The organism is Chthoniobacterales bacterium (assembly GCA_039930045.1).
Lineage (GTDB): Bacteria > Verrucomicrobiota > Verrucomicrobiia > Chthoniobacterales > DASVRZ01 > DASVRZ01.
Genome location: JBDSQB010000004.1, coordinates 15,614 through 31,002 on the forward strand (window position 1 = coordinate 15,614; position 15,389 = coordinate 31,002).

The following is a 15,389-nucleotide window of genomic DNA, read 5'->3' on the forward strand; positions in this document are numbered from 1 at the left end:
AATGTCCGAGATTTCCAAAACGTATGAGCCTCAAGCGATTGAGGAAAAATGGTATGCCGACTGGCTGGCCAAGGGTTGTTTCACTGCCGATCCCGAGTCCACCAAGGAACCTTACTCGATTGTCATTCCGCCGCCGAACGTCACCGGAGTTCTAACATTGGGCCACGTCTTGAACAACACAATTCAGGACATTCTAGCTAGACGAGCGCGGATGTTAGGAAAGGAAGTTCTCTGGCTGCCAGGCACCGATCACGCCGGCATCGCCACGCAAAATGTCGTCGAGAAATCGCTCCGCAAAACCGGGGAAATGAAACATCGCGACGACCTCGGACGCGAGAAGCTGGTCGAGAAAATCTGGCAGTGGAAAGACGAATACGGCGGGAAGATTTTGAAGCAACTCCGCGCGCTCGGAGCGTCGTGTGATTGGAGTCGCACTCGATTCACGATGGACCCGGAATATTCCGCCTGCGTTCAGCGCGTCTTCGTCGATCTCTATCAAAAGGGCCTCATTTACCGCGGCAAACGCATGGTGAACTGGTGTCCGGTCGCGCTCACCGCATTGAGCGATGAAGAGGTGATCATGAAGCCGACGAACGGCTTTCTCTACTACTTCAAAGTCGAGGTCGCTGACGTGCCTAACACGTTCCTAACCATCGCCACGACACGCCCGGAAACCATTCCCGGCGACACGGCAATCGCGGTGAATCCGAACGATGTTAGATACGCGCATCTCATCGGAAAATTTGCGAAGCGTCCGCTGCCATTGGAGAATCAGGCGCTGATCCCGATTGTCGCCGAGGAGAGCATCGACATCGCGTTTGGCACCGGCGTTTTGAAGGTGACTCCCGCGCACGACAAGGCCGACTTCGAGATCGGTCAACGTCATCAACTGGAAACCATCGAGGTTATCGATCCGCGCGGCGTGATGAATGAGCTGGCCGGCACGGACCTGGCCGGGCTGGATCGCTTTGAAGCCCGCAAGATTGCCGTGGAACTCCTCTCAAAACTCGGTCTGCTGGAAAAACAGGAGCCCTATCAAAACAACGTCGGCTACAGCGAACGCGCCGACGTTCCCATCGAGCCGCGCCTGAGCGAGCAATGGTTCTTAAAATATCCGAGCGTGGAGGAATCCCGCGCCGTGGTCGCCGATGGCGCGATGAAGTTCTACCCCGAGCGCTGGGCGAAAGTTTACGATCACTGGCTAGGTGGAATCCAGGATTGGTGCATTTCCCGCCAGCTTTGGTGGGGGCATCGCATCCCTGTTTGGAATCGTGGAGAGGAAGTTTATTGCGGCATGGAGGCTCCCGAAGGCGATGGCTGGGTGCAGGATCCCGACGTTCTCGACACTTGGTTCTCCTCCTGGCTCTGGCCGTTTGCGACGATGGGCTGGCCGGATAAGACTGCAACTCTAGCCAGATTTTATCCGACTACGGATCTCGTCACCGGGCCCGACATCATCTTTTTCTGGGTCGCCCGAATGATCATGGCCGGCTTCGAGTGGATGGGCGAGATGCCGTTCAAAAATGTCTATTTCACCGGCATTATTCGCGACAAGCAGGGCCGAAAAATGTCGAAGTCGCTGGGCAATTCGCCCGATCCGCTCGACATCATCGCCAAGTATGGAGCCGATGCGCTGCGCTTCGGCGTGATGCGTTCCGCGCCGCTCGGGTCCGATGTGATGTTCGACGAGAAAAACGTGGAACTCGGTCGTAATTTTTGCACAAAGCTCTGGAATGCCGCCCGCTTCCGCCAAATGTATGAGGGCGCGAGTGAGGGCGAAATCAACCCCGAGCTTCTGACCAGCGACGACCGCTGGATATTGCTCAAACTCGACTCGGCGATTCGGGAAATTTCCACCGCGCTCGACGAATATCGTTTCAGCGACGCCGCCCAAGGGCTTTATCGGTTTTTCTGGAGCGAATATTGCGATTGGTATCTGGAGTCGAGCAAGGCCGCGCTCGGTCGTGTGCCGTTGCCGACTGAGACGCCGATGTCGCCGGAAGAAGCGGCTGCGGCCTATCCGTTGCGGGCGAACACCCTGGCCGTGATCGATTTCATCCTCGCGCACACACTGCGGCTGATGCATCCCTTTTTGCCCTTCATCACCGAGGAACTCTGGGAAAGCCTCGGCTTCCGCAACGATCTGCCAACGAATCAAGGAGGCGAGACGATCATGTTCGCCCACTGGCCGCAGCCGCTGGGGGACGATTTTACGGTGCATTATGGTCTGATTCCGCTGGCGGAAAAGGCGGCCACCGGCAAATACGACACCGTCCTTGCCGGGCGTAACCTGCGTTCGACTTACAACATCCCGAGCAACAAACGCGTCCGCTTTGTCCTGCAACCCGCCGAGGCCATCGATGCGCACGACGCCGAGGTGCTGAAAATTCTGCTGAACGCCGAGGTGCTCGACATTTCGCCCGATTACGCCGCGCCCCAGGGCACGCCGACGAATCTCACGCCGCTCGGGCATCTTTATCTCCCGCTGGAAGGCCTCGTCGATGTCGCCGCCGAACGCGAACGCCTCGGCAAGGAAATCTCCAAAGTCTCCGACGAACTCGCTAAAGTCCGCGCCAAACTCGCCAACCCCGGTTTCGCCGACAAGGTTCCCGCCGCCGTTCTCGACGAACACCGCCAACGCGAGGCGACTTGGCAGGAAAAACTCTCCCAGCTCGAAAAAATGCAGTCGAGTTTGAGCTAAATCTGGCGTTCATTCCACTCATGAGCGAACTCCAGATCGGCGACAACGCCCCCACCTTCACCGCCATAGCCATCGGAGGCCCCTTCGGAAACGGCCAGACCGTCAGTCTGGCCGACTTCGCCGGGCAAAACGTCGTCCTCTATTTCTATCCCAAGGACGACACGCCCGGCTGCACCACCCAGGCCTGTGGATTGCGCGACGCCTGGGCTGATTTCGCCGACAAGGCCGTCGTCTTCGGCGTCAGCATCGACCCGGTGAAAAGCCACGCGAAATTCATCGAAAAATTTTCCCTCCCCTTCCCGCTCCTGAGCGACACAGAGAAAAAAATCGTCAGCGACTACGGCGTCTGGATCGAGAAAAGCATGTATGGCAAAAAATACATGGGCGCCGAGCGCAGCACTTTCGTCATCGGACCCGACGGCAAAATCAAAGCCATTTTCCGCAAAGTCCAGCCCTCCGAACACACCGATCTGCTCCTCAAAGCGCTTGCCTAGATGAATCAGGACACGCTGCTCGGCGCCTACGACAAACTGGAGAAACTCGTCTCCAAGCTCCCCGGACCGCTCCAAAAAGCGATCCTCAGCGAGATGCAGCCGGTCAAGGAACTCTTCCTCGAGCAACGCCCGGCACGTATTCTCATCACTGGCACCAGCGACGTTTCCCGCGTCGAAATCGTCAATTCGCTCTTCCGCGAGCAGATCATTCCGCTCACCGATGCGACTCATCTGCCCGTCGTGCCCGGCTGGGAAACGTTCCGGCGCGTCGCCGGCGGCTCCGTCCTACTCTTGGATGCGCGCGAGCAAAAAAATCTCCACTGGGGCAGCGGACGCGACTTTTTTCCACCCGACATCGTGCTGTTTGCCTGCCCGAGCGGGGCGACTCCCGACGCGCTCCAAGCCGCGATGGAGCCTCTCGTCCAAGCGTTGGTGGAGATCGAGGCCCAATTTGAAAAACGTCCCGCCGTCTTTGGTGTGCTGGAGGGCGTCCCCGGCACCGACGGGCGGACTCCCGAGGCATTGGCCATCGAATCGGCGCTTCGGTCTCACCCGACCATCCATAAAAGCCTAGCCCAGGTCCTTTCCATCTCGCGCTGGAGCCGCTTCCGCGCCGATGGCACCCCTGATGAAGATGGCGGTCTTGATTCGCTTCTAACTCAAATCGTCGATGAACTCCCGACCCAGGCCAAACTAGAAATGGCCCGCATTTCGGGGGTGCGTCCCGCTCAGAAAAAGATCGCCGACACACTCATCAAAGCGACCACCGCCGTCTCGGCAGCCATCGGAGCCCAGCCCATTCCGCTGGCCGACATGCCGATCCTCACCACGCTCCAGGCCAGCATGGCGGCGGGCATCATTTACATCAGCGGCGGCGAATTGAATGTCCGCTCCGGCCTCAAATTTCTCGGTTCGCTCGGGGCCGCCATCGGACTCGGATTCGTCTTGCGCGAGACGGCCCGCAGCGCCGCCAAGCTCGTTCCCGGGTTTGGCTACGCCGTTTCTGGAGCCGTCGCTGCAGGCGGCACACTGGCGGTCGGACGCGCCGCAACGGCTTTTTTCATCGATGGACTTTCGCTCTCTGAGACAAAGAAAATCTTTCGTCGGAAACCGAAGTCACCCTCGGCCAAAACGCTCAATGAATGAGGTTTCGGCGCTTGACGCGTCATCTATTTTCCGTCTGTTAACAAGTTGTGAACAAAAGCCACTTCTAGAGCGAACTCTCTGTTAAGAAACCGCGTGACTCTTACCGAGATCAAACAAAGCTTGGCTGGCCTGGAGGCGTCTCCTAGCAAAAGCTTGGGGCAGAATTTCTTGCACGATCAGAACCTCGCCCAGTGGATGATCCGTCAGCTGGAGCCCGCGCCGACCGATCGTTTTATCGAGATTGGCCCCGGTTTGGGTGCGCTCACGGAGTGGCTTTTGCCTCAGGTGGCGAGCGTCACCGCCATTGAGAAGGACGCCAAGATGGTCGGCTTTCTTCAAGAGCGATTTGTTGACCACTCAAATTTTACGATACGCCACGAGGACGCTTGTGAGAGCGACTTACGACAGTTTTTAGTTTATGGACCGCATAAACTCATTGGCAATCTTCCCTATTACGTTTCCACGGCGATTCTCCTGAATTTTCTCTCTGCGCCCACGCCGGTCACGCACGCGCTGTTTACGATTCAACGCGAGGTCGCCGAACGATTGACCGCCCAGCCGGGCACCGCCTCCTATGGATCGCTGACGATTGCCGTGCAGCGGCGCTGGCAGGTGAAGTATTTGCGCACGCTGCCGCCGACGGTTTTTTATCCGGAGCCGCACGTGGATTCGGCGGTGGTTTTGTTGACAGCTTTACCACCTGAACAAGTTCAGCCGGTGGACGGTGGAGTATTCGAAAAAACCGTTCGACAAGGCTTCTCGCAGAGGCGCAAGCAGTTGCGCAAAATGCTGGCGATTTCCACTGATGAATGGCCCACTTTGGCGGCGCAGATCGGAGTTCCATTGCAATGCCGGGCCGAGGAATTGTCGCTCTCGCAATGGGTCGCGCTGGTGCAGGCGCACCACCCGATCGCTCAGTCAGTAGCGCAGGAACCGGGCTCGGAAATCTTCGATGTGGTGGACGATCAAAACGTGGTCATTGCGCAGGCGACTCGCGGCGAGGTTCACGCGAAAAACTGGAATCATCGGGCGGTGCACATCTTCGTTTACAACCGTGCGGGCGAGTTGTTTTTGCAGAAACGCTCGCACCGCAAAGACCGCCAGCCGGGCAAATGGGACTCGAGCGCGGCGGGTCATTTGGACGCGGGCGAGACCTATCTGGCTGCGGCCCAGCGGGAGATTGTGGAGGAACTGGGCGTGAGCGCCGAGGTGACTTTGGCCGGTCGGTTGCCGAGTTCGGAGCAGACGGGTTACGAGTTTATCGAGATCTATCGAGCGCAGGCGGAGGGTCCGTTTCACCTGCATCCACTGGAGATCGAGACCGGGGCGTTTTTCCCGCAGGCGCTGGTCGCTGAATGGATTGAAACTCGGCCGCAAGATTTCGCGCCGGGGTTTCTGGAGTGCTTTCGGCTCTTAGAAAACGGGCTCGGCGAACGGTAAAAGATGCGCCTCGGCGACTTGCCGGTTGGTGAGGGTGCCGTTCTGTACGTTGATGCCGCCAATGAGCGCGGGCTGTTTCTGGCAGGCTTCGGCGAGGCCGTAGTCGGCGATGAATTCGATGTAGCGATGGGTGACGTTGGTCAGCGCTTGCGTCGCGGTGCGGGCGTAAGCGCCGGGCATGTTGGCGACGCAATAATGGATAACGCCCTCCTCGGTGAACACGGGATCTTGATGCGTGGTGGGTCGCGACGTTTCCGCGCAGCCGCCCTGGTCAATGGCGATATCGACGAAAACAGAGCCGGGTTTCATTTGTCTCAGCATTTCGCGGCTGACGAGTTTCGGCGCACGGGCTCCCGGCACGAGCACGGCCCCAATGAGGAGGTCCACTTGCGGGAGCAATTCCGACAAATGTGCCTCGCTCGAATAGAAGGTGTGGACGGCGTGCATCGTGATATCGAGAAAGCGCATCCGCTCGACATCGACCTCCAGAATGGTTACGTCCGCGCCGAGTCCCATGCCCATGCGGGCGGCGTTGATTCCCGAGGTTCCTCCGCCGAGCACGACGACTTTGCCGGGTAATACGCCTGGAACTCCGCCCAAAAGCACGCCGCTGCCCTGACAATGTTTGGCCAGAAAATAGCCGCCCACGATGATCGACATGCGACCCGCGATCTCGCTCATCGGCTCGAGGAGCGGGAGGCGTTTGTTCACTTCGATGGTTTCGTAGGCGATGCCGGTGACGCCGGAGGCGAGCAATGCGTCGGTGAGCTGGCGATTGGCCGCGAGATGCAGGTAGGTGAATAGGATCTGACCCGGACGCAAAAGGGCGTATTCGGACGGCAGCGGCTCCTTCACTTTGACGATCAGCTCGGCCTCGGCAAAGACGGCCTCGTGGTTGTCGATCAACTGCGCGCCGGTCTTGGCGTAGTCGTCATCGGAGTAGCCCGCGCCGATGCCAGCGCCGCGTTCGACGAGGACTGGGTGGCCTTTTTTAACGAGCTGATACGCTCCCGCCGGGAGCAGGGCGACGCGATGTTCCTGCTCTTTGATCTCGCGGGGAACGCCGATTTTCATGCGGGTTGGAACCGGATGGAAGTTGAACGCTTACGGTTTCAGCTCAACGTTCGCATTCGCGTCGTTGATCGTGAATTGCTCGTGATGAAAGGTCGGGTCGCCCCGGAAAGTGAGGCGCCCGGCGTATTTCCGCTCGATATCGACGAGCAAATCCTCGTCTTCGTTGCGCAGACGCTTGAGCACTTCGGGATTCACGACGACGCGAATCTCGTGGATGTCGTCCTGATATTTCCGCATCACGAGATGGAGCTGGCGCTGAAGTTCGACGCTCATGGTCATGGCGCTTTTCACTTTGCCGCGACCGTTGCAATACGGGCAGGTGATGAAAACCGAGCCGCTGAGACTTTCCTGGGCGCGCTGACGGGTCATTTCCATGAGGCCGAGCGGCGAAATGGGCAGAACGTGCGTCTTGGCTTTGTCGCGGCGCAGCAGATCCTTCATCCGCTGATAGACCATTTGCTGGTCCTTGCGACTCTTCATGTCGATGAAATCGCCGATGATCAAGCCGCCGATGTTGCGCAGCCGGAGTTGGCGGGCGATTTCGTCCACGGCTTCCATATTGGTCGTGAGAATGGTTTTATCCATCTCCTTGGAACCCTTGTTGCGACCGGTGTTGACGTCGATGGCGATGAGCGCCTCGGTCTCGTCGATGACGATGTAGCCGCCACATTTCAACCAAACTTGCCTGTGAAAGGCGTCGTCGATTTGTTTCTGGACGCCGTAACGCTCGAAGATCGGGTAGGGCTCGACGTAATGCTCGATGCGGTTGCGCGCGCGCCGGGAAATCTGCCCGACGAGGTCTTTCATGCGGTTGGTGGCGTTGAGATCGTCGCAGACGACGGAGTCGATCTCATCGGTGAGGAAATCGCGGACTGTGCGGTCGATCAAATCGGGCTCGCGGAAAAGGCAGGTGCCGCCGGGTTGATCGTGCATGGCCTGCTCGATCTTGCGCCATTGCTCGACGAGAATGCTCAAATCGCGCACGAAATAACGCGCGCGCTGGCCTTCGCCGACGGTGCGCATGATGACGCCCATGCCCTCGGGAACTTCGAGTTCCTGAAGGATCTTGCGAAGGCGCTCGCGTTCTTTTGGATCATCGACTTTGCGCGAGATACCACTTTGATCGCTATACGGCATGAGGACGAGATAGCGGCCAGCGAGGCTGATATTCGTGGTGATGCGCGGGCCTTTACTGCTGATCGGACCTTTCGTAACCTGCACGATCACGTCCGAGCCCACGGGATAAATGCCCGGGATATCCTTGGAACTAATATTGGAGCGAGCCTTGCTGCTGGAGCGCGAGACTTCTTCCACTCCGCTGTCGAGCGCAGCGGGAAGCGCGTCCCAGAAGTGGAGGAAGGCGTTTTTCTCGAAGCCGATATCGACGAACATGGCCTTGAGGCCGTGCTCGATGTTTTTGACTTTGCCCTTAAAAATACTGCCGACGATGTTGCGATCGTTGTCGCGCTCGATGCTGTATTCCTCGAGACGGCCGTTCTCGACGAGAGCGACGCGTGTTTCCAGGCGTTCGCAGTTAATGACCAGTTGGTTGCCGGTCTTTTTCGGAGCGAGTCCGAAGATTTGTTTTACTTTTTCAATCATGCCTCTAATGCCTTTCTGGCGGGGTTGTGAGGTTGGAATAACGTCCAAATAGTCTGCTTCCATTTCGATTTACCCGCGTGGGCTCCTCGGTTTGGATACAGGTTTTTGATCGCGTTGAAGGAGAAATTTCTTCTTCAACTCATCCGCAGACACTGCTTTCGGAGTGGCTATGGAATGTTCGTCTGCCTCTGTTTCAATGTTAGGAGCGTCCTGGTCGGACCGCCGGACATCAGCCTTCGCAACAACGTCGTTGTGTGGGACTGAGTCGGCCGTCTCTCCATCCTCATCGCCGGGTGTGGCGGGGAGATTACGCTCAAAGTCGATGGTTTCTACGAAATTAAAATTGCCGATGGCGGGTTTGATCGGCTTCAGGTCGGGGTTGTAGCCGCCTTTCATGGCCATTACGTCCTTGATGATTTTCGAGGCGATCGGGGCCGCCGTGCCGCCGCCGGATTTGGCGCCTTCGATGAAAATGCAGATGGCCAGGGTCGGTTTGTCATAGGGCGCGAAGCAGACAAACCAAGTGTGGTTGTCAGGCACGCCCTTGCGCTTGAACTGCGCGGTGCCGGTTTTTCCAGCGACGATGCAACCGGGCACGCGGGCTTTTTTGCCAGTGCCGTCGGGATCGTTGACGACTTTCCACATGCCGTGGCGCACGCGCTCGATTTGACTGGAAGTCAGCCCGTTTTTCAAAAGATCCGCCCGCACACGCGGCGCATGGAGCGTCTCGACTCCATCCGGACCGACACTTTTATGAATGAGCGTCGGATAATAACAGGTGCCGCCATTGGCCACGGTCGCGCCGATCATCGCCATTTGCAGCGGGCTGGCCTCGACGTATTGCTGGCCGATGGAAGTCAGTGCGGTGTTGGCATTCCCCCAGCGCTCTTTTGGATGATGCTTTGCCAGCCATTCCTTGCCGGGCAGCACGCCGCCGTTTTCATTGGAAAGCTCGATGCCAGTCTGCTGGCCGAGGCCGAGTGAGGCGCACATCTGGTCAATCGGCCCGATCCCGGCCGCGTTGCCGTATTGGAAAAAGAAGGCGTTGCAGGAGTTTTTCAGAGCGTTTTCCAAGTCCTGATCGCCATGCGCCCCGCCTTGCTGGCCGATCCAGCAACGCATGTAAGTGTTGCCGTAGGAAACGCCACCCGAGCAGTTGTAATGATCGTTCCCGTGTCCCGACTTCAAGCCGGCGAGTGCGATGGGAAGCTTGTAAGTCGAGCCTGGCGCATAGGCGCTGATCGCCCGATTGGTGAGCGGATCAGCGTCCGCATCCTTAAGGGCCGCCCAGTTTTTCGTGGAAATGCTGGGTATGAAATTATTCGGGTTGAAGGAAGGAACCGAGACCATCGCCAGCACTTCGCCGTTGTTGGGATCGACGACGACGGCTGCTCCGCGACCGACGGAGCGCATGGCTTTCTCGGCAATGTATTGGATTTTGGCGTCGATGGTTAGATAAACATCCGACCCGCGTTGGGGCGGATCCTCGCGAATCTCGCCTTCGATCTGGCCCTTGACGTTTTTCTTGAGCACGCGGGCTCCAGGTGCACCTTTCAGCAGCTCGTCCTGAGTTTTCTCCAGATTGGTGCGGCCCTGAACGTCGGCTTCGTAATAGGTGAAATCGTCGATATCGGGTTGCGCGGAAATGTCGCGCGGCTCGCCGACATAGCCGAGAATCTGGGCCGCGAGTGCGCCGTAAACGTATTCGCGCACAGGTTTTTGGCCGACTTTGATGCCCGGCAGACCGATGTCGCGCTCGGCGTATTTGGCGAAGGTCGGGAAATCGACGTCCTGCCGGTAAGTGAACGGCACGAGTTGCTTGGTTTTGAAATGACTGCGGAGTTTGCTGGTGCTGTAGGGCTCGTCGAGTTGCAGTTCACGGAGTCGCGGCTGAATGGCCGAATCGATGATGGTGACAATGTCCGTTTCCTCTTTGACTTGCGCGCGACCGTTGGCGTCGGCCTTCTCATATTTTAGCTTTGGAACGTCGCGATTTTCCTTTTTGTAGCTCTGCACCATGGCCGGCAGAAGGAAATCGACCTCGTAGCTGGCGCGATTGCGGACTAGCGAAAGCCCGTTGCGATCCTTGATTTCGCCGCGCACCGACGGAATCCGCACGGTGACTTGGGAGCTGTTGAGAATCTGCTTGGTGTAGTAGTCGCACTTCAGAACTTGGACATTCCACATCTGCGCAACGAGCAGTCCGAAGGCTGCCAGAAAAACCAACGCAAGGATGTGCACACGCAACAAGGGTTTGCGGGCGGCATCGGCTTCTGTGCGACGACCAGCCATCAGATGATCTCCTCAAAAAATGGCGCGTCCGGCTCGTAGCGCACGACAAAAGCCAGACGTCCCAGCAGCCAGTAAATGAGCGGACTCAGCAGCATGGCCACGAAACCCGCTCCAAGCGTCAGCCACCAGACGCTAGGCGGAAACACCGCATGATGCCGCCGGAAAATGATTGCCAGATATTCCACCAGCAGGATGCAGGCGGTAAAAATCCCCGTCATCAGGCAATGAACCTCCCATCTCCCTCTTAAAAATAACGGCCGAAACCCATGCATCATTGACCCTAATATTGAATAAATGATTATCGACCAGCCGAGGGAGATTTCAACCGAGGAGTCCACGACTTGCACGGAAAAAAGATCCCACATGAGACCGCAACTGAACGTCAAAACCATAGCTGCCGGATAGGGCAGGGCCAGCGCGCCATAGAACATGACGATCGGCATTAACTGCACCTGCGCACCATGCAACCATGGGAGTGGCGGGATGAAAATTTGCAGAACCAAGGCGGCAAAACTGCAAAGCACGAGCAGAAAAAGATAGAGGATGACCATGGTTATCCTCCAATGATGACGAAGACGTCCTCGATCTCCGACAGATCGACGGCAGGCATTAGCAATGCCTGCGTATCGAGGTCGCGGTGATGCGTTGATTTAACTGTGCCAATCAGCAGCCCCGAGGGGAAAACGCCGCCGATGCCGGAGCTGTAAATTTTTTGTCCTGCGGAAAGCTGCGCCTCCTTGGAAAGGAAATTGAGAGCCAGCAAGGGAGACATCACCTCAGAAACCTGCGCGCCTTGCACCACTCCCTGCTCACGCGAACCTTCCACGTCAGCCGCGATTTGCAGCCGCTCGTCCGTGATGAGAATGACCTCGGCAATCGTGGCGGAGACCACGGTGGTTTTCCCAACGATTCCCTCGTCGGTGACCACTGGCATGTCGGGTTTCAGTCCTTTGTTCGTCCCGCAGTCTATCGTAAAACTATTCAGCCAGGTGCCCGCCTCGCGGGTGACGATTCGGGCCGGAACCAGTTTATAGACAGCCCGTTCGCGATAATTCAAAGCGCGACGCAGGCGGTTGTTGTCTTCCTCCAGATTGCGCAGGGTGAGGTTGATTGCCTTGAGATTTTTGTTCTCGATGAGCAGGCGTTGGTTGTCGCGTTCGAGCTGGTCGAGCGATTTCAGGCCAGTGGTCACAGTGGTGACCTGGTTTTGCACCAGCGCGCCCGTCTTCAAAAAAGGAGACACTGCCTGGAGAAATGCGCCTTTCACAGCCTGCACGCGTTTCGGCCCGAGCGTTAGCAAACTCACGGTGAGAATGAGCAAAACCGCCAGAACAACTAGGTTAATCGGCTTCAAAGCTCGACTCTCTGGAATCAGAAATTAGCGCCACTGACGCTCGTTGGTCGCGACTTGCTTGAGGAATTTGAGTTCGTTCAGCGCACGTCCGGTTCCCTCGGCGACAGCGCTGAGAGGGTCTTCGGCCACATGCACCGGCAGACCGGTTTCTTCCATCAGCAATTTGTCTAGCCCGCGGAGAAGAGCCCCGCCGCCAGCGAGAACCAGTCCACGGTCCACCAAGTCGGCGGAAAGTTCTGGCGGACAACGCTCCAAAGTCACACGCACCGAATCGACGATCGTGGAAATCGGCTCCATTAAAGCCTCGCGCACTTCCTGTGAGGTGAGCATGAGCGTCTTCGGCAAACCGGCGACCAAGTCGCGGCCTTTGACTTCCATGCTGGTCTCTTTTTCCTGAGGATAAGCCGATCCTATCTTGATTTTGATTTCCTCTGCGGTGCGCTCGCCGATCATCAGATTGTAGGCGCGCTTCATGTATTGAATGATCGCCTCATCTAGTTCATCACCCGCCACACGGACGCTTCGGCTAAATACAATTCCCGAGAGTGAAATCAAAGCCACCTCGGTCGTGCCGCCGCCGATGTCGATAATCATGTTTCCCGCTGCGTCTTGGACTGGCAAACCAACCCCGATCGCCGCAGCCATCGGCTCCTCGATCAAGTAAACTTCACGCGCACCCGCATGAGTCGCGGAATCTTTTACCGCGCGCTTCTCCACTTCGGTAATGCCCGACGGAACCGCAATGACCACGCGGGGACGCACCATTTTCCGGCGGTTATGGACCTTGCTGATGAAGTGGCGCAGCATCGCCTCAGTGATTTCAAAGTCGGCGATGACGCCATCTTTCAAGGGTCGAATGGCGACAATATTCCCTGGCGTGCGCCCAAGCATCCGCTTGGCTTCGTCCCCGACAGCAAGCACTTTATTCGTGCCCGCCTGAACCGCGACTACCGACGGTTCGCGCAGAACGATGCCGTGGTCCCTGACATATACCAGTGTGTTTGCTGTCCCGAGGTCAATCCCGACATCATTGGAAAAAAATCCCAAAATTCCATTAAACATTAAGAAAACGAGTTAAATTTGTATTGCGACAGGCGGGTGTTTTATCGTGAGAAATTCATCTCGGACACTTCATGGGGACACGGCAAAATGACTACCTGCTTTGTGTGAACCTGTTATGTAGGCGTGAGCAGTCTCAGGCGTCAAGGCAAAGGTGAAAACATTGACACGATTTCCTCGAAAACAGCTTCAAAATCCCGCCCTTTTCGCTTTCGACCACATGAAGTCATCCTCTTTGAGCCGAGCTATCGACACCTTCCAATCGCTCTTTTTCTACGGGTCAAGCGGGCTCGTGGCATTTGGCTGCTATCTCAACACGGAAATGGGTGTCAGCCCATCCTTCTATCCACTGCTGTGGTTCGCCGGCGGAATGTTCATCTACAACTTGGATCGCCTCATCCCAGATCCAGCCGATCCGATCAATGTGCCAAACCGGGCGAGGTTCACGCACGCGAGAAAATGGTTAATCCGCTTTTCACTAGCAGTGCTAATCGTGACGCCGATCTATGAAAAAAATTGGCTGTTATTGGGCCTAATCGGAGTGGCAGCCATTGTTTCGGCTTTTTACTGCATCATTCCTCCAGGTTTTTCAGGCCGGATTAAGGACGCACCACTACTCAAATGGGTGATGCCGCCCATCGTTGTTCTCGCCACATTGACCGTTCCCATTTGGATCAAAGTCGACTCTTGGGAGTTATTGCTAAAACACTGGGCACTGCTTGGTGGAATTTTTATCGCTCTTCTCACCAATATTTTACTCTTTGATCAACGCGATACTATGGGAGACACCTCTTCAGGAGTCAGAACTCTGGCGAATTGGCTCGAACCTAAAAGTTTTTTTCGACTGTTATACATCATGATGGCACTCCAAATCGCCTTTCTGTTTGTAGAACTGCACTTGGAAATGGTTGTTTTCACCATCTACTTGGGTGTGCTGGTTAGTCTAATCGGCAAAAAACGACGACCGGAGTTCTATGACTGGGCCGTTGATGGAATGTTTTTTGTCCCGATGATTGTGAAATGGCTGGAAAAACTTAATTAACAGACTCCGGCAGACTCAGCTCAAAGACCGTGGGAGCCTCATCTTTTCCGATTCCAAGGCGAGGTTCCAAGTTCAATGCCTGGTAAGCACGCTCCAAAGCTAACGGGTCATTTCTAAGTTCGGAATACACCACCACCAGACGCTCTTTGACGTATTTTTTAGCCATGCGGTGATCCAGAGGGTGCAGGGCAGGTTCCAACTCAAATGCGCTTTTGAAAAACTGAAGCCAGCGATTGCTCATGGATGGAAATAATCATGGAGCTGTTTGACTGGCAACAGCGGATGAGGTGTTCACTTGGATACTTCTTAGTTCTTCACTCAGATATCTCCACCGAGCCACTCAATCGTGTACAAAAAAATAGCCCGGCATCTTGTTTCCAAGATGCCGGGCATAAAACTGGCAACGTCCTACTCTCGCACAAGCTATACATGCACTACCATCGGGGCTGCAGTGTTTCACTTCCGTGTTCGGAATGGGAACGGGTGGTGCCACTGCGCTAAGATCACCAGAAGTCTGGCGAATCCGAACACATATACTTCCAAGGGGGAAACTGGGGGAGGAAATACGCTCGAATCCACCAGACTTCTGGCGGCTGGACACCAATTGGCTTCCAACTGCCACTGCTGATTATTGCTAATCGACAGCGAAATCTGATCTTTGTCCAAAGAACTTTTAGGCTCTCTGACATCTACATACAGGGATAAATCAATCTAACATTTAAGTCAATGCTGAGTTTTAAATTCATTAATAATTTCGACTGGCTTGATGCCGGTCTCCACAGAGACCGGCACCAGCCGAAAATTAAATGAACAAGCCGAACGAGCGATTAGTATGCCTAGGCTGAACACATTACTGTGCTTACACCCGACACCTATCAACGTGGTGGTCTACCACGGCTCTTCAGGGAGATCTCATCTTGGAAGAGGCTTGGCGCTTAGATGCTTTCAGCGCTTATCCTTTCCGAACATAGCTACCCGGCAATGCTTCTGACGAAACAACCGGAACACCAGAGGTTCGTCACACCCGGTCCTCTCGTACTAAGGTGTGAACTCCTCAAATCTCCTGCGCCCACAGTGGATAAGGACCGAACTGTCTCGCGACGTTCTGAACCCAGCTCGCGTACCACTTTAACCGGCGAACAGCCGGACCCTTGGGACCTTCTCCAGCCCCAGGATGTGATGAGC

Annotated in this window: 12 protein-coding genes and 2 rRNA genes; 5 read left to right on the top strand and 9 right to left on the bottom strand. The window is 56.2% G+C overall.

Features of this window, described 5'->3' with window-relative positions:
* Position 1 precedes the first annotated feature (1 nt).
* From ABIT76_04490 to rsmA, 4 genes are all read left to right on the top strand, one after another.
* Positions 2-2,701 (top strand): valine--tRNA ligase, encoded by a 2,700-nt coding sequence (locus tag ABIT76_04490; GenBank protein ID MEO7932401.1) that lies wholly within the window; start codon positions 2-4, stop codon positions 2,699-2,701.
* A 20-nt stretch (positions 2,702-2,721) separates the two neighbouring features.
* On the top strand, positions 2,722-3,195 hold the full coding sequence (gene bcp, locus ABIT76_04495; protein MEO7932402.1) for a thioredoxin-dependent thiol peroxidase: 474 nt from the start codon (positions 2,722-2,724) through the stop codon (positions 3,193-3,195).
* The gene (locus ABIT76_04500) at positions 3,196-4,341 is read left to right on the top strand and encodes a hypothetical protein (GenBank protein MEO7932403.1); all 1,146 of its coding nucleotides are present in this window, start codon (positions 3,196-3,198) and stop codon (positions 4,339-4,341) included.
* A 93-nt stretch (positions 4,342-4,434) separates the two neighbouring features.
* Positions 4,435-5,781, top strand: a complete 1,347-nt coding sequence (gene rsmA, locus ABIT76_04505) for a 16S rRNA (adenine(1518)-N(6)/adenine(1519)-N(6))-dimethyltransferase RsmA (GenBank protein ID MEO7932404.1) — start codon at positions 4,435-4,437, stop codon at positions 5,779-5,781.
* On the opposite strand, the gene ald is transcribed toward rsmA, so the two are convergent.
* The 6 genes from ald to ABIT76_04535 all read right to left on the bottom strand — a co-directional run bounded on the left by ald (position 5,755) and on the right by ABIT76_04535 (position 13,165).
* Complete coding sequence (gene ald / locus ABIT76_04510; protein ID MEO7932405.1) at positions 5,755-6,855, bottom strand: alanine dehydrogenase; 1,101 nt, start codon at positions 6,853-6,855, stop codon at positions 5,755-5,757. The genes rsmA and ald overlap by 27 nt on opposite strands.
* A 30-nt stretch (positions 6,856-6,885) precedes the next feature.
* Positions 6,886-8,457, bottom strand: a complete 1,572-nt coding sequence (locus ABIT76_04515) for an Rne/Rng family ribonuclease (GenBank protein ID MEO7932406.1) — start codon at positions 8,455-8,457, stop codon at positions 6,886-6,888.
* A 69-nt stretch (positions 8,458-8,526) separates the two neighbouring features.
* Positions 8,527-10,749 (bottom strand): penicillin-binding protein 2, encoded by a 2,223-nt coding sequence (mrdA, locus tag ABIT76_04520; protein MEO7932407.1) that lies wholly within the window; start codon positions 10,747-10,749, stop codon positions 8,527-8,529.
* A complete protein-coding gene (locus tag ABIT76_04525; GenBank protein MEO7932408.1) occupies positions 10,749-11,300 on the bottom strand; it encodes a hypothetical protein in 552 nt (183 codons plus the stop codon). Before ABIT76_04525 ends, mrdA begins: the two co-directional genes overlap by 1 nt.
* 2 nt (positions 11,301-11,302) lie before the next feature.
* Positions 11,303-12,103 (bottom strand): rod shape-determining protein MreC, encoded by an 801-nt coding sequence (gene mreC, locus ABIT76_04530; protein ID MEO7932409.1) that lies wholly within the window; start codon positions 12,101-12,103, stop codon positions 11,303-11,305.
* Between the two features lie 24 nt (positions 12,104-12,127).
* Entirely contained in the window at positions 12,128-13,165 is a 1,038-nt protein-coding gene (locus tag ABIT76_04535) for a rod shape-determining protein (GenBank protein ID MEO7932410.1), read from the bottom strand.
* 217 nt (positions 13,166-13,382) lie between these two features.
* On the opposite strand from ABIT76_04535, the gene ABIT76_04540 reads away from it, so the two are divergent.
* A complete protein-coding gene (locus tag ABIT76_04540; protein MEO7932411.1) occupies positions 13,383-14,204 on the top strand; it encodes a hypothetical protein in 822 nt (273 codons plus the stop codon).
* Here ABIT76_04540 and ABIT76_04545 read toward each other — a convergent pair.
* The 3 genes from ABIT76_04545 to ABIT76_04555 form a co-directional block, all read right to left on the bottom strand.
* A complete protein-coding gene (locus tag ABIT76_04545) occupies positions 14,197-14,445 on the bottom strand; it encodes a hypothetical protein (protein ID MEO7932412.1) in 249 nt (82 codons plus the stop codon). The two genes, ABIT76_04540 and ABIT76_04545, sit on opposite strands and share 8 nt — an antisense overlap.
* A 154-nt stretch (positions 14,446-14,599) precedes the next feature.
* Positions 14,600-14,715, bottom strand: a 5S ribosomal RNA gene (gene rrf / locus ABIT76_04550).
* A gap of 295 nt (positions 14,716-15,010) precedes the next feature.
* Positions 15,011-15,389: ribosomal RNA gene (locus tag ABIT76_04555) — 23S ribosomal RNA — on the bottom strand; the annotation flags it as partial.

Bases quoted from the DNA above. Each gene is read 5' to 3' on its own strand.
- ABIT76_04490 (MEO7932401.1), top strand. From the start codon at position 2: ATGTCCGAGATTTCCAAAACGTATGAGCCTCAAGCGATTGAGGAAAAA.
- bcp (MEO7932402.1), top strand. From the start codon at position 2,722: ATGAGCGAACTCCAGATCGGCGACAACGCCCCCACCTTCACCGCCATA.
- ABIT76_04500 (MEO7932403.1), top strand. From the start codon at position 3,196: ATGAATCAGGACACGCTGCTCGGCGCCTACGACAAACTGGAGAAACTC.
- ald (MEO7932405.1), bottom strand. From the start codon at position 6,855: ATGAAAATCGGCGTTCCCCGCGAGATCAAAGAGCAGGAACATCGCGTC.
- ABIT76_04515 (MEO7932406.1), bottom strand. From the start codon at position 8,457: ATGATTGAAAAAGTAAAACAAATCTTCGGACTCGCTCCGAAAAAGACC.
- mrdA (MEO7932407.1), bottom strand. From the start codon at position 10,749: ATGGCTGGTCGTCGCACAGAAGCCGATGCCGCCCGCAAACCCTTGTTG.
- ABIT76_04525 (MEO7932408.1), bottom strand. From the start codon at position 11,300: ATGGTCATCCTCTATCTTTTTCTGCTCGTGCTTTGCAGTTTTGCCGCC.
- ABIT76_04535 (MEO7932410.1), bottom strand. From the start codon at position 13,165: ATGTTTAATGGAATTTTGGGATTTTTTTCCAATGATGTCGGGATTGAC.
- ABIT76_04540 (MEO7932411.1), top strand. From the start codon at position 13,383: ATGAAGTCATCCTCTTTGAGCCGAGCTATCGACACCTTCCAATCGCTC.
- ABIT76_04545 (MEO7932412.1), bottom strand. From the start codon at position 14,445: ATGAGCAATCGCTGGCTTCAGTTTTTCAAAAGCGCATTTGAGTTGGAA.